Origin of the sequence: Staphylococcus sp. GDY8P120P (assembly GCF_017892065.1) — a bacterium.
GTDB classification, from domain to species: domain Bacteria; phylum Bacillota; class Bacilli; order Staphylococcales; family Staphylococcaceae; genus Staphylococcus; species Staphylococcus nepalensis.
Genome location: NZ_JAESKI010000002.1, coordinates 266,853 through 284,836, shown reverse-complemented (window position 1 = coordinate 284,836; position 17,984 = coordinate 266,853). Strand labels below are relative to the sequence as shown.

Genomic DNA, 17,984 nt, shown 5'->3' with positions numbered 1-17,984 from the left:
TATAAATCAAAACCTAACTATTCATCTATATTAATGTTTTATATGAATTTAGACTTATTCTGCCGCGTTAAACTCTTCTTTAACCCATTCATAACCTTCTTCTTCAAGACGTTTTGCTAATTCAGGGCCACCTGAAGTCACAATTTTACCGCCATACATAACGTGTACGTGATCTGGTGTAATGTAATTTAATAGACGTTGATAGTGAGTAATAATTAATGAACCAAATGTTTCTCCACGCATTTGGTTAATACCTTTTGATACAACTTTTAATGCATCAATATCAAGCCCAGAGTCAATTTCGTCTAAGATAGCAAATTTTGGTTCTAACATCATTAACTGAAGAATTTCATTACGTTTTTTCTCCCCGCCTGAGAAACCTTCATTTAAATAACGTTGCGCCATATCTTGATCAATATCTAAAAAGTCCATTTCTTTATCTAACTTTTTAATAAATTGCATTAAGTTAATTTCTTCGCCTTCTTCACGTTTTGCATTAATAGCAGAACGCATAAAGTCAGCATTCGTTACACCAGTAATTTCTGATGGATATTGCATAGCTAGGAAAAGGCCTGCTTTTGCACGATCGTCAACGTCTAATTCTAAAACGTTAACACCATCTAAAAGTACTTCGCCTTGTGTTACTTCAAAACTTGGATGTCCCATAATTGCAGATGAAAGCGTTGATTTACCTGTACCGTTAGGTCCCATTACTGCATGTATTTCTCCTGTGTTAATTGTTAAATTAACACCTTTAAGAATCTCTTTATCTTCAATAGACACATGTAGGTCTTTAATTTCTAATGTTGATGGCATACATATTCCCTCCGTATTATATGATATGTTTTTCCTATCTAGTTTATAATAATTTTAATCTACAGTCAAAAGACTGATCCCTTGTTACATCATCTAATTATAACGTAATTGTCTTGGAATATAAACCTTTTCAAGTGCTAAATTAAAATTGTTATCAAAACACAATTATTTTTGATAACGCTATTATATATCGATTAACTGATAATATAAGATATGATGTTCTCAACTCAATTTTACGTCAACAATGATATTTTTCTCAAAGTGTATTCTATAATCATTAATTCGTCTTTACTTTTGTTTTTAATATAGTTCTACGTAAAATTATGCTATTATTTTTATTATATTTTAGATAGAAAGGGTTTTGATATGTCACAGTTTAAATGGTCAAATCTTTGGAAAGGATTTGCGATGGGTACTACTGATTTAGTGCCTGGTGTTAGTGGCGGTACAATCGCTTTATTGCTAGGTATCTATGATGATTTTATACAATCTGTTAGTGGGATATTTTCAAAAAGAATTTGGAAAAGTTTACAATTTCTGATTCCAATCGGCCTTGGTATGGTAATCGCCATAGGTTTATTGAGTAAAGTAATTAACTATCTCTTAAGTGAACACACAGTACCGACGATGTTCTTTTTTGTAGGATTAATCGCAGGTATTATCCCCTATTTACTTAAAACCGCAAGAGTCAAAGAAACATTTAATATATCCCATTACTTAATTATGTTACTAGGCATTGTCATTATTGTAGTTATTACCTTATTAAATAATGGAGATAAACACGCAGGAGAAACGCTTGAATTATCAACTGGTCTTATTATTAAATATTTTATTGCAGGTGTTTGTGCTTCTAGTGCTATGTTACTCCCTGGGATTTCAGGTTCCTTTATGCTATTAGTGTTTGGCGTTTATGGTACCGTGATGTTTTCAATTTCAGAATTTATGTCTTTAAACTTCAACGCTATACCTATTCTATTAACAGTAGGCTTGGGTATTATTTTTGGTTTCTTATTTTCAAGTAAACTGATTCAATATCTCTTAAATTATTATACTTACTTAACTTATGCGCTTATTATTGGCTTTGTAGTCGGATCGCTTTATGCTGTTTTCCCTGGTTTGCCAAGCGGTGCCGTTACATGGGGTGTTTCTATTATTTTGGTTGTGTTAGGCTACCTCATAAGCTATAGGTTGGGACGTATTACAAGCGACGATTTTTAATCAACCTACGTTATTGATTGATTAAATTCTTTTGTAATAATCATGACAATTTGATTATTTCTATTTATATAAATACTTATAAAAAAGGATGGTTAAATTCAAAATGTTCAATACAAACATTTCTGAAAACGAGCTATCCTTTTTTGTATATTAAGTAATGACCGTTCATTTAAGTGTTATTATAGATTGTTTTAAGCGCGTGTAATAATTTAATCCCCCATTTTTAAATGTAACTATTTTATTAAATGGACAAAACATTATTAATCTTAAATTTCACACCTTTTTAGTGGCAATACCTTTACACTTTATATATAATTTTACTTCAACCCTTTTTTGGGTTAAATTCAAAATAACGGAGGAATTAATTAATTTTTGGGAACTTTTTTTAGTTTACTTACTTTTATTATTTTACTAGCACTAACAGCTTTCTTTGTGGCTACAGAATTTGCCATTGTTAAAGTGCGCACATCCCGGATTCATTCTTTAGCAAACAACAATAACAAAAATGCCATAGCTGCACAAAAAGTTGTTACACATTTAGATGAATACCTAGCAGCTTGTCAATTAGGGATTACAATTACGGCCTTAGGTATCGGGATGGTCGGTGAATCAACATTTGAATTTCTGCTGCACCCACTTTTTAGTAGTATTGGACTTTCTGAAACAATGATTCATATATTAACTTTAATAAGCGCTTTTGTGATAGCTACGTATTTACATGTGGTTATAGGAGAAATGGCTCCAAAAACGATAGCGCTACAAAAAGCAGAAAACATTACACTTATGATAGCCAAACCAATTATTATGTTTTATAAATTATTTTATCCTTTTATCTATATTCTTAACGGGTCAGCTAGGTTCGTATTAAAACTATTTGGCATGCAGCCTTCAAAAGAAAGCGAGTTATATCATTCAGAAGAAGAATTGAAAATGCTAATTAAAGAAAGTCATGAAGGTGGCGAAATTTCAGAAAATGAATTAACACATATTAATCGTGCTTTTGCATTTGATGAAATGCTTATCAAAGATGGTTATATCCCATGGGAAAAAATGGCTGTAATCAATGTTGAAAGTGACGTCAATGAAATTAAATCATATGTTCAATCAGCTTCCTATTCCAGATTCCCAGTTTATGAAAATACAAAAAATAATATTATCGGATATATTCATGCTAAAGATTTGTTAACTAACAATTTAGGCTCACTTTTAGAAATAACAAGCCATATTTTAAAATTTAACCACAATAGCAAATATCATGATGTATTAGAACAAATGAAAGCTAATCAAATCCACATAGCACTCATTTTAGATGATAAGCAACGTACTATAGGGATGATTACGATGGAAAACATTCTTGAAAATATTGTTGGTGATATTAAAGATGAATACGATAAAATTTAAATGTTTAAAGAACGTGCCCATTTTTTAATATCTAAAGTTTAAAGTAAAACCAACAAAAATAAAGCCCGGATTGGTAATGACTTGTCTCTATAATCACTTAAGTGATTTAAATTCAAATCCATACCCTATCCGAGCTTTTTTACATTCATATAAATACATCGATCGCGTAATGATGTATGAATGAATTTATATTGACATATCTCATACTGTTGTGAGATATGAGGATTTCAAAGTTCTCCCTATTGCTGTTTGGATGAATTTAATCACAATAAATAAGTGCAATTAATACTTTGTTGTATTTACACTTTAAAGCAACTCATTCAAACATGTAATTAATTTTACGTCATATAGTTGGACGTTTCAAATAAATACTTTCATTTTATATAGTGCATAACTATAAATCTCAAGACTATTTACATTATAGAAAAGAGTTTGTTTTAGCATTCTACCCAAGTTTCAATCTATCTCTTGTTTGTTTCCTATCATTTTGATTGCCGGAGACATTAACTTCTTAAAATATACTATTTTATAACTACCTACTTCAAATCAATATCAATTGATATCTAAACACATACATACTGCCTTACAATAATCAAAAATAGAGCCGTAGCTTTATATATAAATTGAAAATAAATACATCTTTTTTCGCAAACAAAGACCCCCCTTTAGCCATTACAGCTAAAGAGGGAATAAAACGCTTGATATTATTTTGCTGGTACAACAGCACCATCATATTTTTCATTAATGTAATCTTTGATTTCTTTAGATTGTAGTGCTTCCATTAAAGCTTTGATTTTTTTATCATCTTTATGACCTTCCTTAACACCAATCAAATTAGCGTAAGGATTATCTTTTGCTTTTTCTAACACAATTGAATCATCTTTAGGACTTAATTTTTGATCAATTGCAAAGTTTGAATTAATAATGACTGCATCAGCGTCTTCATTTTGATAAATTTTAGGTAAGTACTCTGCTGATTGTTTATTATTAAATTTGATATCTTTTTTATTTTCTACAATATCGTCAAATTTAGCATCTTCTGTTTTAACACCATCTTTAATTTTAATTAATCCGGCATCAGAGAAGAATTTTAAGAAACGGCCCTCTTCAGCTGGATTATTTGAAACGTACACAGTGGCACCTTTTGGCAAATCTTTTAAATCCTTATATTTCTTAGAATAAACAGCCATTGGCTCTAAATGAACGTTACCAGCAGATTCAATTTTATATCCTTTATCTTTCTTTTCAGTGTCCAAATAAGGTGTGTGCTGGAAGAAGTTAGCATCTAACTCACCTTTATCCAATAATTTATTTGGCGTCGTATAATCGTTAATTGTTTTGATTTTTAAGTCATAACCTTTATCTTCTAAGATGGGTTTAGCTTGTTCTAAAAGTTCAGCATGTGGTGCAGGAGAAGCACCAACCGTTATTGTTTTATCATCGCCTCCGCCTCCATTACCACAAGCTGCTAATACTAATGTGAGTGCTAATACTAATGCTAAACTAAATAATTTCTTCATATAAATGCCCCCTTTAAACTTAGCGTTTATCTATTTTGTTAGTCATTTTATCTCCAATAAATTGAATGATAAATACTATAATTAGAATTAAAATTGTCGAAACAAAAATGACATCATTTTGATTTCTTGTAAATCCGGTTAAGTAAGCTAAATTACCTAAACCACCAGCCCCAATGACGCCAGCTACTGCAGTAGAACCTACTAAAGCAATAGCAGTCACAGTAATACCAGAAATTAATGCTGGCATCGCTTCTGGTAAAAGTACTTTTCTAACTACTGTCCAAGTTGTGGCTCCCATTGACCAAGCTGCTTCAATAACACCTTTATCAATTTCTTTAAAAGCAATTTCTACTAATCTTGCATAGAAAGGTGCAGCACTGATAATTAATGCTGGTAAAGCACCTGTTGGGCCACTAATAGTTCCTAATAGTAAACTTGTAAATGGTATCAATAATAAAATTAAGATAATAAATGGTATCGCTCTGAATAAATTAACGATGAATGATACAACACTGTAAAAAATTCTAGCTACAGGTGATTTACTTTTAGCAGACAAGAATAAAAGAACGCCTAGTATCAAACCTAAAACAAATGCAAACACTGTAGCTATCAGTGTCATATAAATCGTTTCATATGTAGCTATCCAAACTTCATCCCAACTTACATTAGGCATTGTAATCATTTCCTGTAGAATCTCGCTAAATGAATTACCCATGCTTTAACACCTCCACAGAAACATGTTGCGCCTCTAAATCATTTTTGAACTTTTCAAATTTTTCAGAATCTACGTCTAATAAATGTAAGACTAAAAAGCCTAGTGAACCATCTTTGGTATGTTTAATATTTGCTTCAAGTATATTGACATCAATATTATGTGTCTTTGTTATGTATGACACGATAGGCTCAGTCGTATTATTTCCAGTAAAGTTCAAACGTACTACTGATGAACTTTCATCCATATCAACTAATTCAAACAGTGATTCATCAAATTCATCATTTAAGTCTTCTTTAACAAACCGTTTTGTTACTTCATGTTGAGGTTTTTCAAAGACAGTCGAAACTTGACCTTGCTCAATGACACGGCCGTTTTCCATCACTGCCACTTCATCACATATACGTCTTATCACTTGCATTTCATGGGTGATAATAACAATTGTTAAATTTCTTTCTTCTTTAATTTTTAATAATAATTCTAAAATCTCATCAGTTGTTTGAGGATCTAATGCACTTGTAGCTTCATCACAAAGTAAAACATTAGGTTCATTTGCTAAAGCGCGGGCGATACCTACACGTTGCTTCTGTCCCCCTGACAATTCTGAGGGATAGGCATTTTCTCTACCTTTTAGTCCTACAAGCTCTACTAACTCCAATGCACGTCGTTTCGCTTCACTACGCGATACGCCTGCGATTTCTAATGGAAAAGTAATATTATTCAAAACATTACGTGACCACAATAGATTAAAATGTTGAAAAATCATACTCACTTTTTGACGTTTTTTTCTTAATTCTGATTTCGATAATTTCCCAATTGTATCTCCACCAATTACAACGTCACCTGAAGTCGGTTGTTCAAGGTTGTTTAAAAGTCTAATCAAAGTACTTTTACCTGCACCCGAAAAGCCAACTACACCGAAAATTGAGCCTGATTGAATACTTAAATCAACATGATCTACAGCTAACACATCGTGTTTTTTCGTTTTATATCTTTTAACGATTTGATTTAATTCAATCATTGTTGTTGCCTCCTTGTATTGCTCATTCAATTAAAAAAATGCTTTCTCTTATTGTCGAAGAATAGAGAAAGCATAACCCGCTTCTCTCATCTTCTAAAGTTTGATAACTTTATGTGAATTGGCACCATTTCTATTAAAGACGGTTGCCGGGCTTCGTAGGGCACATCCCTCCACCTCTCGTGATAAGAGTTCATTATTTAATTATCCATAATCCTACCATTGCACTATAGTTTCGTCAATGATTATTTTAAATTTTCTAACAAATAAGGGACCGATTGAAACGCATAAATCCTTTTTTGTTCTTCCCCTTTAGACATAAGCATAAGAATAGGAACTGATTGTATTTCATATGCTTGACTAAAGTCAGGATGCAAATTTAAATCTAACTTAGTAATTGGTAATTCTAACATTTCATTAGCAATATCTAACATTCGTTCTGACACCTTACATGTGCCACATGTCGGTGTGTAACCAAATATAAGATATTTATCTTTATCTACGTGTTCTTGTACATCAACACGTGGTTCACGCTTTACATTCATGTTAATAAACTAACCCTTTCAGCAATATAATCTAACTTTGCTTTCGCAACTTTTTCTTCATCTTTAACTAAAAATCCATGTTTTGCTAACACTTTGGATAAATATGGCTTAGGACATCTCGCAACCTCACCGTATTGTTTATCTATGTGAATATGTTTACTTTCACTTAAATATTTTTTAAACCATTTACGTATCTTTTCACCTTCATTATCTGCGTCTGCAAGAATATAGACTTGCTTATCATATAATGATTCGATCATCTCATCTAACTTATCAACACTCATTGTGCCGTTAGTACAAATGATTTCGATTGGCTGATCAATAACTTGCTTTACCCGTTTTTTGTCTGATTTTCCTTCGACAATAATAACTTGGTTTAGTATCGTCATGACATCCACCCTCTAATGTGATAGTAAATTCATTTATATTTAGTTCTACACCCTATTTAGCTAGCATAAACATTCATAATCGTTTCTTACATTATCTTATTATTGAACCTTTCATTTGTCATCTTATACGTTCTATAGCAATCAAAATAACTTGTAGCCACTTTTTAAATAAATACATCAAAATAAATGGATTGTTTTGAATAATAAATAATAATTTTTTCTGAATTTGGGTAAAATAAAAACTCCATGATAAGAGATATCGTGGAGTTTAATCGCAATGTTATTCACCAATCATTTCTGAATATTGATCAGCTGACATTAATTCGTCTAATTGACTTTCATCATTTAATTCGACTTTAACCATCCATGCTTTTTCGTATGGTGATTCATTAACAAATTCAGGACTATCTTCTAATTCATCATTTGTTTCTACAACTTTACCTGAAACAGGTGCATAAAGTTCAGAAACTGTTTTAACTGATTCAACACTACCGAAAGATTCGCCCTCCTCGATATCATCATCAGTTTCAGGTAATTCAACGAATACGATATCTCCTAATTCACTTTGTGCATATTCAGTAATACCAATAGTTACTGTATTTCCTTCAATTTTTACCCATTCGTGTTCTTTAGAATATTTTAATTCACTTGGTACTGCCACGAGAATCCCCTCCTAAATGTTTTTACATATTAATGATGCCATATGAAAGGCTTACAATCAACTATTTAAGCGCTTTTATAAGGCAACTCGTATTTTTTATCGCAGTAAATAAAACAATCTCAATAAATGTTTATCTATTTTTTAAATAGCATAAAATTATATTTCAAGGATAATATGTGTTTATATCCAAGTTGTTTTATATTGATCTTCTTTAAAGCCTACAGTTGCTTTGTTCCCTAATACAGCTAAGGGTCTTTTTACTAACATACCGTTAGAAGATAATAAATCTAATTTTTCCTCATCAGATAGATCTTTAAGTTTATCTTTAAGACCTAATTCTCGATATTTGGCACCGTGTGTATTAAAAAGTTTGTTGATATCAATGCCGGTAGCATCAATAATTTCTTTAAACTCTTTTTTAGTAGGTGTATGCTGCACAATATCAATGGGTTCATAACTGACCCCATATTCTTGTAAAAATTTGGCAGCTTTTTTACAAGTCGTACAATTAGGATACTGGTAAAATTTTATCATTATTCTGTACCTCCTATGTATAGTTAACACTAATATAACAAAATTATGACAAAAACGCTCTAATTATTAAGCTGATTTTTTTAATAACAGGAAATTGTCCGTTATAATGTTATTATTAATATCTTTAAAAAGGAGCATAATTATGGAACCAATTAGTACTAACGACCAATTTAAAACTACGATACAAAGTGACAACCCAGTCATTGTTAAATTCGAAGCGGGATGGTGCCCGGATTGTAAAGCAATGGACATGTGGATTGATCCAATTGTAGAAAAATACAACAATTATAACTGGTATACAGTAAACCGTGATGAATTAGAAGATGCTGCTGCAGATAACGATGTTATGGGCATCCCTAGCCTTTTAGTTTTCAAAAATGGGGAAAAATTAGCGCACTTACATTCAGCTAATGCTAAATCGCCAGAACAAGTTGAATCATTCTTAGCTGAAACTTTTGAATAAGCAATGATTTAAGGCGATGTCAGATTTAGATTCCCATCAATTAATAGATTAAACTTATCATTTAAGATAAGTAACTAAATACTTAACGCTAGCACCGTAAACCCGATATTGTTTTAGTCATACTTAATAGGACAGCATAAATTAGCAACTTCTACTTTATGTTGTCTTATTTTTTGTATAAAAATAAAGGAGCAGAACAGAAACCAAGTTTTTCTGTCTGCCCCGTGGTAAACACATAGTTTATTGATTAGTCAGTTTAAAATGTTTCAATGGTTTGGCTCTGTTGACGTTCTCTATGTGGCATTTTTTCTAAATCTTTAAGATCAGTTAAATATAATAGACCTACCAATTGCTCATCATCTTGTACACCGAAAATGCTGCGTATTTCAGGATTGAATATATATGCTGGTGTCTTCCAGCAAGTGCCTATGCCAGCTTCATATAGTAATAACATTAGGTTTTGTGCAAATGCACCAAAAGCCATATGGTTCTCTAAATTTTCTTTTTGTCTTGGGTCTTCTTTCACGATTAAAGCAAGCATTCCACCGAGATTTGTTGCCACTTTATAATGGTCTTCTTGCTTTTTCTTTATATTGGGGAAAGCAATCTCAGTTAATTGTTTACTCATATCTCCCAATCTATTTTTAGCGATATGAACCACTCTCCATGGTGCTCTCAAACCATGATTTGGTGCATCTGTAGCACGTTGTATTGCTTCATATAGAGCATGATCATCTATATTCATATCTCTTCTAAATGCTTTTATACTTCTACGTTGTGCTATAGCATCTTGTAGTTCCATCTGATATCGTCCTTTCATTATTGATAACTATTTTCAATTATAATCTACGAACGATTCGTTTTCAAACTACTCGTACATTTTTAATTGACACTTCAACGTTTCAACATGAATTTGTCCAGGCGCTTTTGGTTGGTCTAAACAACCATATGACACCGCGCCACCAAATAAGCCTTGCGCTGTTCTTGATATCATACCTAATTTGGACATTGCAATGCCGATGACTTGTTGTGGCACTGAGTCTACTGTTTCCGATAAAGTTGACAACAGGTTCAACACATCTTGCTTGCCATGTGGCATAACCGCTACTTTTAAATAATCTGGATTCATTTGATGCATTTTATAATACAAATGTTTTAGTGATTCCAATGAAGGTGTTTTTTGAAAATCGTGATAAGACAATATACTTTCAACGTCATTTTTACGCGCCAAATCGATTAAGTTACGCATATATTGAAGTTTTTGATTTTTTTCAAATTCAACATCTATCATATCCACATGGTCTAAAATTATAATTTCTTTTAATAATGCTACATACGCATCTAATGATAAATCTCCTTTGCCTCCTTGTGATTGTTTACGATAAGTAACTAGGAATTTTTTATTTAAATTTAAATTATATAATTTATCTATAACTTTAGCTATCTGTTTTACGTTTGGTGTAAGCCATTGATCAATTCTCACTTCTATAATATCGAAAGATGCTTGATATTTAATTAAATCATTGATGATACATTGTGGTATATCATTTTCAGGTTCTATTGTTACCGCAATTTTGACTTCAGACATTTAAAAACTTCCTTTTTTAGTGATAATTAAAATTATTGTATAACAATACTCAGTAGTAACACAATCTTAAGCATGGTTCGCTTAAATAAATCACACAAATCATTTTGATTTATATATGATTTAAATTTTATTTTACGGGTATAACCTATATAGAAGTAATTTAGGAGGTAATATAATGGCAGTAAACTATGAAACAAAAGCAACTAATACAGGTGGCCGTAACGGTCACGTTCAAACAGATGATAAAGCAATTGATGTAGCAGTTATTCCTCCAGCACAAGCTGATGCTGAAAAAGGAACAAACCCTGAACAGTTATTCGCAGCAGGTTATGCGTCATGCTTTAATGGGGCATTTGATTTAATTCTCAAACAAAATAAGGTGAGAGATGCTGAACCTGAAGTCACTTTAACAGTTCGTTTAGAAGACGATCCAAATGCAGAAAGCCCTCAATTAAGCGTATCTATTGATGCGAAAGTCAAAAACGTATTATCTCAAGAAGATGCTGAAAAATACTTACAGGATGCACATGAATTCTGTCCATATTCAAAAGCAACTCGTGGCAACATTGACGTAGATTTAAACGTACAAGTTGTTGAATAAAAAATAATTATATCCCCCAAATTCTGTTTAGAATTTGGGGGTTTTATTTATTTAAGATTGCAAAATGCTTAAGTCATGATGTCTTTTGAATACTTCGCTTTCTAATTTACAAATCGTCTTCATCTTTACAATTAATACAAATATAGACCATCAATACAACAAAAGAAATCAGGATAAGCAATACTAGAGAAACAATAATAGTTATTAAAGCCCCCACTTACCATGCCTCCACTCAAAATGTATAACTCACTATATTATACCATATTTATCATATGCATTTCTTTTTATTAAAAATAAAATTAATTACAATTATATTCTTAATGATCATACATTTTTTAGTTTATAAATTAAAAATGAAGTAATATCTTAGAAAAATATTAAATATAGTGTTGCTCAATTATTCTTTTTCCCTTAATATTATATTTAATATAGCAGGAAAATTTATAAAAAAAGTATACTTTTTAGGAGGCTTTCAATGTCAAACATACGTTATTTATCAATCGATGACTTAGTAGACTATAAAAAATTATTATTACATGGCATTCATGAAGACCTCGATGTATTTGCTTGGAAATTGCAAAATGAGCGGTGCTTAGCTGAGCTAAATATAGAAAATTTACTTACTTCTGACCCAAACGATAAAGTGGTCATTGGTGCTTTCCAAGAAAGCATATTAATTGGCTCTGTCACACTTATATTTAACCAAACTTATAGTTTGGCACATAAAGCAGTTATTGAAAATATGTGTGTAATGGGTGATAGTCATACATTCAGAGAACAAATTGCTAATCAATTAATGAAATACGTTTTCCAAATTTGTAATGATAAAAATATTGAAATTTTAATGACTTCTCTTATTTCTAACAATATTAGTGGAAAAGTATTTTTAAGTAACTTGAATTTTGAAGTGCTTGCTCTTGAAAAGTATGCTAGAAAATATGGTGAAGATTACGTCGATGAGCATTGGTTAAGTTATTATTTCAACGGTGAAGAGATGAGATTGTTTGATTAAAACTATACTTAATTCTTCTGGTTGTTACAGTTATGATTGCCTCTCTTTTTGTATCATTTATTTAATTAGTAACAGTAAATATAAGTCTGTAGTTAAAAATCACTTGCAATTAAATTGCTAAGCAAATATTATTTTATTAAGTTATTTTTTATCACATTGTGTTTATAAAAGTTTATCTTAGAGAGGGCTGAACAATTTGAAATATACTACAACTTTATTATCTCTGTTCTTGTCATTAGTTACATTACTGACTCCATTATTAGCCGTTAATAAAGTTTTAGAAGGAGAATTACAATTATTAGCTGCTATCCTATTCATTTTAGGTGTGTTTTTAATTAATTTATACGCATGTTTACGTGGCGACCGTATTGCTAATATCTTTGCTATGTTGGTAACTTTATTTTCTTTTGTGCTATTAAGTTATCCATATTGGAAAGTATACGTATTCAATTTTTTCTCATGAAAAATCTAATGATACATAGCGACTTTAGACCAAAAAACAGTTAATTACTATATATTTTAGTAATTAGCTGTTTTTAGTTTTACAAAATTTTAAAATGTAAAAAGTAAGTTAATTACAAAAGGGGGTTAAAAATCAAAGATATAGAAAATGTTATATCTTATGCAATTACAATTTTTTTATGGGTTTATGCACTGGAATCATGATTGCTGTCAATTCCTTTGAGTCGCTTATTAATACGACAATATTTTTCAGATTTACCGTTTTATTTTATTTGGAGTTGGGTAAAACTTACCGTTGGATTTACAATGTTAAGGAGTGTTTTTATGAATCAGCTCAATGAGTGTAAATATATTAATCCTTCAAAAATTTCTCTTGATTGGGAGTGTTTTGTACTCAGTAAAAGTGATATGGAATTGGACGGATTGCCTACCGAATTGATTAATACATGGATGGCACAAAATATTATAAAGCCTTTTTCTATAAGGCATAATGAAGTCAACTTTCGCACTGAAGATATTAAATGGGCTTTAGAAATTCAAAATTGGTACTATGAATAACTGATATAAACTTAATTAACATCTAAATTATTATGATATAAACTTAATGCTCTTTTAGCAGACGTCATAACTTCATTATATGTGTAATTCATTTTGAAGTATGCATATATTTCATGGTAACTCGTTGCATGTTTTGGGAAGTGCTTATCTCTGTTTATAAAATGGGCAAGTTGACCGAGCGGCGTATCATCATTTACAAAGTCAATTATAAAATCATAGAATGTCATCAGCATAACCTCGATTACCTATATTTTAATCGTTACATGTTGTACCATTTTGTGTCTTTTTACCATCATATCAAATAATAATTATTTGTCTATTACATTACATTTTAAATTTTAAAATTAGTCAAATTAATTATTGTTCTCAGGGTATTTGATTTAAATTGTAAATATTGCAAAATTTATGAAATGTACTGTCGAAATAAAAATGGATTTAATAATTATAAGTTTTAACTTTATTAAGCACATTATACTTTCAAAGCTAAAAACAGGTTGAGATACATTAATATCTCAACCTGTTTTTAATTTGGTAATAGCCCACCAGCAAAAAGTAATTGCATTATATTTTCAAATAACTACTTTTTCATTCATCACCTTTTAAAGTATTGTCTCTCAATTTATCGCATTAGTGGCTACTTATAAATGAATGAGTGTTAACCCGTGTTATCTCATTCCCTATTCGCTATCACAAAAAAGAGAGCCTATTGGACCTCAAATTGTTGTAAAAAATAAGTTCTAAACACACTGGGACAGTATAACTTAACCAAAAACTAAGATTTTTATCCTGTTCCTATCTTTAGCTATTATTTTTTATACTAAAACGTTACCATTTTGATCTGCAGGTTTAAATAAAGTAATAACCGCACCAATAATTGCTAAAATTTGTGGGATGCCTGTCCAACAAAATACAAGGAATAAAAGACCCATTCCAGTTTTTCTCGCATAAAATTTGTGGATTCCAAAACTACCTAAAAACACTGCTAAAACAATATAAATCACTTTATTCACTTCATTCATAGCATGTATCTCCTTACATATTTGATTTTATTTCATTATACATCGATACAGTGATAAAAATCTAAAATTTTAATACATATTATTTTCATTATGTCTTAAAAAAGGCACTGCTTTTAAAAGTAATCACTTACTATATTTTAACATTTCTTATTTTATACCAAAATTGCTACAAATTACTATATTTCACTTCAAAAAAGGATTTTTCAACTTTCAATAATTCAGTATACTCTTCTGGCATAATTTCGTCACTTAGTTCAATTAATTTATTCAAAATAATTCCAATAAACTTGCCATTTTGTTCTTTATCGCTAAAATATGTTTTAGCTTTTTCAATCATTGGATTTTCTTCTAATAATATGAGTGCCCTTCCATATGCTTTATCTTTTTTCCCACGCTGGAACGCCGATTCCAAATAATTAATAATTTCATCTAATGTGTTAAATGATTCAAATGCTGTTTTGATATGCGCGTCTAATTTACTCGCAATTTCTTTTAATCTTTTATCTTCTTGTTCAATCTTGGGCATTAAGTCATTTCTTACTTCTTTTTTTAAATTTATTATCAATTGTTCTGTTTCTTGAAAATCTGTGCGCTTACTTGCTTTCAAATCTTTGACCGCTTTTTTGGCATTTTCAAAATCTTCTGTTATATTGCTCATAAAAATTCCCCCATTTGTATTCTATCTATAATGTAACTAATAGTCTTTTTCCTTAAATAAATATTTAAAACAAAAGCATAAAGAAAAATTACACTATGGCATATCATTAATAAATGATAAGATAAAATTAATATTAATCTAATTAACTCATCTGTTAATTTTCAAAATATTATTTGAACAACTTATATCCTAGCGTAAAATTAAAACGATAAAGGAGGTGCAGCACTTTGAGTCTACATTTCATGATAATATTTTGGCTCTCATTATTCTTTTTAATTGCTGGCATTATTTCTCTAGTTATTTATAAAGTAAGAGGGACTCAAGAAACAAAAGAATCCCTGCTTGGATTAACTGTTATCTTAATTATTTTTGGTGTTGTTGGTGTACTATTTTCTATTATTTTTAGTTAAAAATTATGCTACTAGCACATAAACTGGCAGCTTAACTTCAAATACGAGTCAAACAGTAGATGACTGAATTGAAAATGCAATCAAACAAGCCTTTTCCAATCCTAATCATCGTCACTTAAGTTTGTTAAATACGTTGAGTTTTTCAATTATCTTTTTAAATTTTTGCAAAAATTTAAAATAACGCTTAATTTTTTTAAAATAGCAGTATATTTAGTTTGTAATAAAATGGTAAATTGCCAACAAAATGATAATCAAAATAAAAAAGTAGATAAAACGTTTTACTGCTCTTATTTTTTCATGACGTACTTCATCTTTAGAATGATTGATATTTTCATGTAATCGCGTATTTATAAATAAAAATGGCATTGTTGCTAAAAAAGCAAAAATTAATGCTAAAATGATAGATAATATAATATTCATTTTCCCACCTCAAATTTTGAATATGCTTACAACACTTATTCCCTTTCATATGCAATTAATTCAAAAATTTAGTTTAGAAGTGTAGTTTCAAAATTTATAGACTTCACTAAAGTTTTAATGAATTGAGCCAGATCTGTACACTATTAATTTGACGCTAACAAAGGAGTGATTATTATGAAACTCACTTATTTACCGAAATGGCAACTAATAAATCAAAGTCAAAAACAATTTATGATTCAAGAAGATACAAAATCAATTTCCCTAGTAAGCCCTATTAATGAATATGCAATGGGTATTTTGAGCCAGGTTTTCTTCACTATAGAAAACGGTGTTGTTGTAAATATTAATATTGAAAATAATAGTAATGAGCTTAAAATAGAAGTTGATGAAGAAGCCTTAACTATTTATATCATTGATTTTTAATTCAATTTATTCACATTGATTATAGGTATTTAATTCATTTAGTTAAATTCCGGGTATTATCATTATATAATCAAAGTTCTGGTATTTTTTCATGAACTTTAAATTCATATAGGTGAGTGATTATTATGAAGTTTTTTAAAAATTTATTATTAATTGTATCTGGCGTTTTAGTCATTCGTGCATTGCTTTTAAGTATCGATAGTACAAACGAAGAGAAAATAGAGAATAAAGTGAGCGTTCAAGATAAAAAAAGAACATAGTTTTTTTAATCATTTTCTTATAATTCAAAATGATTCAAAGATAGTAGACATCTGATATGTAAACGTAAAATTCCACTTCTTAAGAACTATTTTTAAAAGTGTTACTTCTTAATTTATTGAGTTAGTAATACGTATAAACGAGCTTAAGCCTTTATATTTTCCCTAGCTACCCTTACCTGGGCAGAACAATGGAATCATTTGATAAAATATGATTTCAGTTCTGCTCTTTTTATATAATTTTTCAAATTTTATTATTATTAAATACTAATATAATACATAGTTTATAGAGAGGTCACTATGCAACACATCAAATCATTTATTGAAAATTATCAAATATATATATATTTTACAGCGGTTATAGGCGGTGTACTCACTGGTTTAATTTCATATTCCTTTGCTAACTTTTTAGAATCTATTGTTTCCGTGTGTATAGGCATACTCATGTTTAGTATGTTTTCTCAAATTCCATTTTTCAAAATTAAACAAAACTTTTTAAATGTAAGGTTTATAATTGCGTTATTAATTTCAAATTTCATTGTTATCCCGTTATTTGTTTTTTATTTAGTACAATTATTTAATATCTCAAATATTCCCGTCATTATCGGATTATATCTTGTACTTTTAACCCCCTGTATTGATTACGTTATCGTTTTTACTGCTTTAGGTAAAGGAAATGAGCACTTTATGCTATTTGCCACACCACTTCTGTTTATATTTCAAATTTTATTATTACCTATATATTTCACTTTATTTTTAGATATAGATATTTTTTCACATATGACCATTGTTCCATTTATAAAAGCATTTTCTATGTTTATCATATTGCCTTTGATATTCGCGCTGTTATTACAATTTTTTAGCAGCAAATCTAAAACTAGCAATCAAATATTACAATTAACAGCTTGGCTTCCTGAAATATTCATGTCATTCGTTCTATTTTCTGTAGTAGGATCACAAATAAATAAAATAATACACAACTTAAATATTGTATTAATAGTAGTACCGATTTATATTTGCTTTTTGACCATTTCTCCTTTTATAGGCGCTCTTTGTGGCAAACTATTTAAATTAGAAGCTGAAGCAAAAAGAACATTAGCATTTAGTTCAAGTACGAGGAACGCACTTGTCGTTCTACCTTTAGCTTTAGTTTTACCAAAAGACTGGGTAACAATTACTACAACAGTTGTTATTACACAAACATTATGTGAATTATTGGGAGAAATTATTTTCATAAAAGCGATACCTAAATTGATTAGATAATACTTTTAACTATTTAAAAGAAGCTAATTATTATTC

The 17,984-nt window shown here is 29.9% G+C and carries 25 protein-coding genes and 1 riboswitch; of the genes, 11 read left to right on the top strand and 14 right to left on the bottom strand.

From position 1 onward, the window contains the following. Positions 1 to 54: 54 nt before the first annotated feature. Positions 55 to 816: a Fe-S cluster assembly ATPase SufC gene (sufC, locus tag KA900_RS01765; protein ID WP_096810604.1), complete on the bottom strand. Its 762-nt coding sequence runs from the start codon at positions 814 to 816 to the stop codon at positions 55 to 57. Positions 817 to 1,182: 366 nt separating this feature from the next. On the opposite strand from sufC, the gene popT reads away from it, so the two are divergent. Next, positions 1,183 to 2,034, top strand: coding sequence for a polyprenyl-phosphate transporter PopT (gene popT / locus KA900_RS01760; protein WP_107644244.1), 852 nt, complete (start codon positions 1,183 to 1,185; stop codon positions 2,032 to 2,034). 372 nt (positions 2,035 to 2,406) lie between these two features. Next, positions 2,407 to 3,435, top strand: a complete 1,029-nt coding sequence (locus KA900_RS01755; RefSeq protein ID WP_096810606.1) for a hemolysin family protein — start codon at positions 2,407 to 2,409, stop codon at positions 3,433 to 3,435. Between the two features lie 704 nt (positions 3,436 to 4,139). On the opposite strand, the gene KA900_RS01750 is transcribed toward KA900_RS01755, so the two are convergent. The 7 genes from KA900_RS01750 to KA900_RS01720 all read right to left on the bottom strand — a co-directional run bounded on the left by KA900_RS01750 (position 4,140) and on the right by KA900_RS01720 (position 8,814). Further along, a complete protein-coding gene (locus KA900_RS01750) occupies positions 4,140 to 4,955 on the bottom strand; it encodes a MetQ/NlpA family ABC transporter substrate-binding protein (protein WP_096810607.1) in 816 nt (271 codons plus the stop codon). A gap of 19 nt (positions 4,956 to 4,974) precedes the next feature. After that, on the bottom strand, positions 4,975 to 5,670 hold the full coding sequence (locus tag KA900_RS01745) for a methionine ABC transporter permease (RefSeq protein ID WP_096810608.1): 696 nt from the start codon (positions 5,668 to 5,670) through the stop codon (positions 4,975 to 4,977). Further along, positions 5,663 to 6,688: a methionine ABC transporter ATP-binding protein gene (locus KA900_RS01740; RefSeq protein WP_119488027.1), complete on the bottom strand. Its 1,026-nt coding sequence runs from the start codon at positions 6,686 to 6,688 to the stop codon at positions 5,663 to 5,665. Before KA900_RS01740 ends, KA900_RS01745 begins: the two co-directional genes overlap by 8 nt. An 83-nt stretch (positions 6,689 to 6,771) precedes the next feature. Continuing rightward, a riboswitch (SAM riboswitch) is annotated at positions 6,772 to 6,877 on the bottom strand. A 53-nt stretch (positions 6,878 to 6,930) separates the two neighbouring features. Then, positions 6,931 to 7,230, bottom strand: coding sequence for a thioredoxin family protein (locus tag KA900_RS01735; RefSeq protein WP_103373565.1), 300 nt, complete (start codon positions 7,228 to 7,230; stop codon positions 6,931 to 6,933). Then, a complete protein-coding gene (locus KA900_RS01730; RefSeq protein ID WP_096823905.1) occupies positions 7,227 to 7,619 on the bottom strand; it encodes a toprim domain-containing protein in 393 nt (130 codons plus the stop codon). Before KA900_RS01730 ends, KA900_RS01735 begins: the two co-directional genes overlap by 4 nt. Before the next feature lie 280 nt (positions 7,620 to 7,899). Then, on the bottom strand, positions 7,900 to 8,280 hold the full coding sequence (gene gcvH, locus KA900_RS01725) for a glycine cleavage system protein GcvH (RefSeq protein WP_096810612.1): 381 nt from the start codon (positions 8,278 to 8,280) through the stop codon (positions 7,900 to 7,902). Positions 8,281 to 8,460: 180 nt separating this feature from the next. Then, on the bottom strand, positions 8,461 to 8,814 hold the full coding sequence (locus KA900_RS01720) for an arsenate reductase family protein (protein ID WP_119488026.1): 354 nt from the start codon (positions 8,812 to 8,814) through the stop codon (positions 8,461 to 8,463). 142 nt (positions 8,815 to 8,956) lie between these two features. On the opposite strand from KA900_RS01720, the gene KA900_RS01715 reads away from it, so the two are divergent. Beyond that, positions 8,957 to 9,277: a thioredoxin family protein gene (locus KA900_RS01715; RefSeq protein WP_115342337.1), complete on the top strand. Its 321-nt coding sequence runs from the start codon at positions 8,957 to 8,959 to the stop codon at positions 9,275 to 9,277. Positions 9,278 to 9,533: 256 nt separating this feature from the next. Here KA900_RS01715 and KA900_RS01710 read toward each other — a convergent pair whose 3' ends face one another. Together KA900_RS01710 and aroD are read right to left on the bottom strand one after the other, a co-directional pair. Next, complete coding sequence (locus KA900_RS01710; RefSeq protein WP_103373566.1) at positions 9,534 to 10,079, bottom strand: nitroreductase family protein; 546 nt, start codon at positions 10,077 to 10,079, stop codon at positions 9,534 to 9,536. Between the two features lie 66 nt (positions 10,080 to 10,145). Further along, complete coding sequence (aroD, locus tag KA900_RS01705; RefSeq protein ID WP_119488025.1) at positions 10,146 to 10,865, bottom strand: type I 3-dehydroquinate dehydratase; 720 nt, start codon at positions 10,863 to 10,865, stop codon at positions 10,146 to 10,148. Between the two features lie 175 nt (positions 10,866 to 11,040). Between aroD and KA900_RS01700 the strand changes: the two genes are divergently transcribed. The 4 genes from KA900_RS01700 (at position 11,041) to KA900_RS01685 (ending at position 13,498) form a co-directional block, all read left to right on the top strand. Then, positions 11,041 to 11,466, top strand: coding sequence for an organic hydroperoxide resistance protein (locus KA900_RS01700; protein ID WP_096810617.1), 426 nt, complete (start codon positions 11,041 to 11,043; stop codon positions 11,464 to 11,466). A gap of 475 nt (positions 11,467 to 11,941) precedes the next feature. Next, positions 11,942 to 12,478 (top strand): GNAT family N-acetyltransferase, encoded by a 537-nt coding sequence (locus KA900_RS01695; protein WP_210139211.1) that lies wholly within the window; start codon positions 11,942 to 11,944, stop codon positions 12,476 to 12,478. 196 nt (positions 12,479 to 12,674) lie between these two features. Further along, positions 12,675 to 12,941, top strand: a complete 267-nt coding sequence (locus KA900_RS01690) for a hypothetical protein (protein ID WP_096810619.1) — start codon at positions 12,675 to 12,677, stop codon at positions 12,939 to 12,941. Between the two features lie 323 nt (positions 12,942 to 13,264). Then, positions 13,265 to 13,498 carry a hypothetical protein gene (locus KA900_RS01685; protein ID WP_096810620.1) on the top strand — a complete coding sequence of 78 codons (234 nt, stop codon included), beginning with the start codon at positions 13,265 to 13,267 and terminating at the stop codon, positions 13,496 to 13,498. Positions 13,499 to 13,509: 11 nt separating this feature from the next. Here the strand turns inward: KA900_RS01685 and KA900_RS01680 are convergent, their stop codons facing one another. From KA900_RS01680 to KA900_RS01670, 3 genes are all read right to left on the bottom strand, one after another. Further along, a complete protein-coding gene (locus KA900_RS01680; protein ID WP_096810621.1) occupies positions 13,510 to 13,725 on the bottom strand; it encodes a sterile alpha motif-like domain-containing protein in 216 nt (71 codons plus the stop codon). A gap of 585 nt (positions 13,726 to 14,310) precedes the next feature. Beyond that, positions 14,311 to 14,517 (bottom strand): TM2 domain-containing protein, encoded by a 207-nt coding sequence (locus tag KA900_RS01675; protein WP_096810622.1) that lies wholly within the window; start codon positions 14,515 to 14,517, stop codon positions 14,311 to 14,313. A 166-nt stretch (positions 14,518 to 14,683) separates the two neighbouring features. Then, on the bottom strand, positions 14,684 to 15,175 hold the full coding sequence (locus tag KA900_RS01670) for a hypothetical protein (RefSeq protein WP_107644544.1): 492 nt from the start codon (positions 15,173 to 15,175) through the stop codon (positions 14,684 to 14,686). A gap of 227 nt (positions 15,176 to 15,402) precedes the next feature. Between KA900_RS01670 and tsaT the strand changes: the two genes are divergently transcribed. Next, complete coding sequence (gene tsaT, locus KA900_RS01665; protein WP_096810624.1) at positions 15,403 to 15,585, top strand: type II toxin-antitoxin system toxin TsaT; 183 nt, start codon at positions 15,403 to 15,405, stop codon at positions 15,583 to 15,585. A gap of 210 nt (positions 15,586 to 15,795) precedes the next feature. Here tsaT and KA900_RS01660 read toward each other — a convergent pair whose 3' ends face one another. After that, on the bottom strand, positions 15,796 to 16,005 hold the full coding sequence (locus KA900_RS01660; protein ID WP_096810625.1) for a hypothetical protein: 210 nt from the start codon (positions 16,003 to 16,005) through the stop codon (positions 15,796 to 15,798). 174 nt (positions 16,006 to 16,179) lie between these two features. Here KA900_RS01660 and KA900_RS01655 point away from each other — a divergent pair, with 174 nt between their 5' ends. The 3 genes from KA900_RS01655 to KA900_RS01650 all read left to right on the top strand — a co-directional run bounded on the left by KA900_RS01655 (position 16,180) and on the right by KA900_RS01650 (position 17,948). Further along, the gene (locus KA900_RS01655) at positions 16,180 to 16,428 is read left to right on the top strand and encodes a hypothetical protein (RefSeq protein WP_103373759.1); all 249 of its coding nucleotides are present in this window, start codon (positions 16,180 to 16,182) and stop codon (positions 16,426 to 16,428) included. 125 nt (positions 16,429 to 16,553) lie between these two features. After that, positions 16,554 to 16,688, top strand: coding sequence for a hypothetical protein (locus tag KA900_RS14870; RefSeq protein WP_255201748.1), 135 nt, complete (start codon positions 16,554 to 16,556; stop codon positions 16,686 to 16,688). Positions 16,689 to 16,985: 297 nt separating this feature from the next. Next, a complete protein-coding gene (locus KA900_RS01650; RefSeq protein ID WP_210139210.1) occupies positions 16,986 to 17,948 on the top strand; it encodes an arsenic resistance protein in 963 nt (320 codons plus the stop codon). Positions 17,949 to 17,984: the final 36 nt, after the last annotated feature.

What these genes read in the sequence shown, in the direction of transcription:
- KA900_RS01710 (WP_103373566.1), bottom strand. Translation starts at nt 10,079, where the DNA reads ATGGAACTACAAGATGCTATAGCACAACGTAGAAGTATAAAAGCATTT.
- KA900_RS01670 (WP_107644544.1), bottom strand. Translation starts at nt 15,175, where the DNA reads ATGAGCAATATAACAGAAGATTTTGAAAATGCCAAAAAAGCGGTCAAA.
- KA900_RS01655 (WP_103373759.1), top strand. Translation starts at nt 16,180, where the DNA reads ATGAAACTCACTTATTTACCGAAATGGCAACTAATAAATCAAAGTCAA.
- KA900_RS01750 (WP_096810607.1), bottom strand. Translation starts at nt 4,955, where the DNA reads ATGAAGAAATTATTTAGTTTAGCATTAGTATTAGCACTCACATTAGTA.
- KA900_RS01730 (WP_096823905.1), bottom strand. Translation starts at nt 7,619, where the DNA reads ATGACGATACTAAACCAAGTTATTATTGTCGAAGGAAAATCAGACAAA.
- KA900_RS01695 (WP_210139211.1), top strand. Translation starts at nt 11,942, where the DNA reads ATGTCAAACATACGTTATTTATCAATCGATGACTTAGTAGACTATAAA.
- sufC (WP_096810604.1), bottom strand. Translation starts at nt 816, where the DNA reads ATGCCATCAACATTAGAAATTAAAGACCTACATGTGTCTATTGAAGAT.
- KA900_RS01740 (WP_119488027.1), bottom strand. Translation starts at nt 6,688, where the DNA reads ATGATTGAATTAAATCAAATCGTTAAAAGATATAAAACGAAAAAACAC.
- KA900_RS01735 (WP_103373565.1), bottom strand. Translation starts at nt 7,230, where the DNA reads ATGAATGTAAAGCGTGAACCACGTGTTGATGTACAAGAACACGTAGAT.
- KA900_RS01745 (WP_096810608.1), bottom strand. Translation starts at nt 5,670, where the DNA reads ATGGGTAATTCATTTAGCGAGATTCTACAGGAAATGATTACAATGCCT.
- KA900_RS01715 (WP_115342337.1), top strand. Translation starts at nt 8,957, where the DNA reads ATGGAACCAATTAGTACTAACGACCAATTTAAAACTACGATACAAAGT.
- popT (WP_107644244.1), top strand. Translation starts at nt 1,183, where the DNA reads ATGTCACAGTTTAAATGGTCAAATCTTTGGAAAGGATTTGCGATGGGT.
- aroD (WP_119488025.1), bottom strand. Translation starts at nt 10,865, where the DNA reads ATGTCTGAAGTCAAAATTGCGGTAACAATAGAACCTGAAAATGATATA.
- KA900_RS01650 (WP_210139210.1), top strand. Translation starts at nt 16,986, where the DNA reads ATGCAACACATCAAATCATTTATTGAAAATTATCAAATATATATATAT.
- KA900_RS01675 (WP_096810622.1), bottom strand. Translation starts at nt 14,517, where the DNA reads ATGAATGAAGTGAATAAAGTGATTTATATTGTTTTAGCAGTGTTTTTA.
- KA900_RS01685 (WP_096810620.1), top strand. Translation starts at nt 13,265, where the DNA reads ATGAATCAGCTCAATGAGTGTAAATATATTAATCCTTCAAAAATTTCT.
- KA900_RS01720 (WP_119488026.1), bottom strand. Translation starts at nt 8,814, where the DNA reads ATGATAAAATTTTACCAGTATCCTAATTGTACGACTTGTAAAAAAGCT.
- KA900_RS01680 (WP_096810621.1), bottom strand. Translation starts at nt 13,725, where the DNA reads ATGACATTCTATGATTTTATAATTGACTTTGTAAATGATGATACGCCG.
- KA900_RS14870 (WP_255201748.1), top strand. Translation starts at nt 16,554, where the DNA reads ATGAAGTTTTTTAAAAATTTATTATTAATTGTATCTGGCGTTTTAGTC.
- KA900_RS01660 (WP_096810625.1), bottom strand. Translation starts at nt 16,005, where the DNA reads ATGAATATTATATTATCTATCATTTTAGCATTAATTTTTGCTTTTTTA.
- KA900_RS01700 (WP_096810617.1), top strand. Translation starts at nt 11,041, where the DNA reads ATGGCAGTAAACTATGAAACAAAAGCAACTAATACAGGTGGCCGTAAC.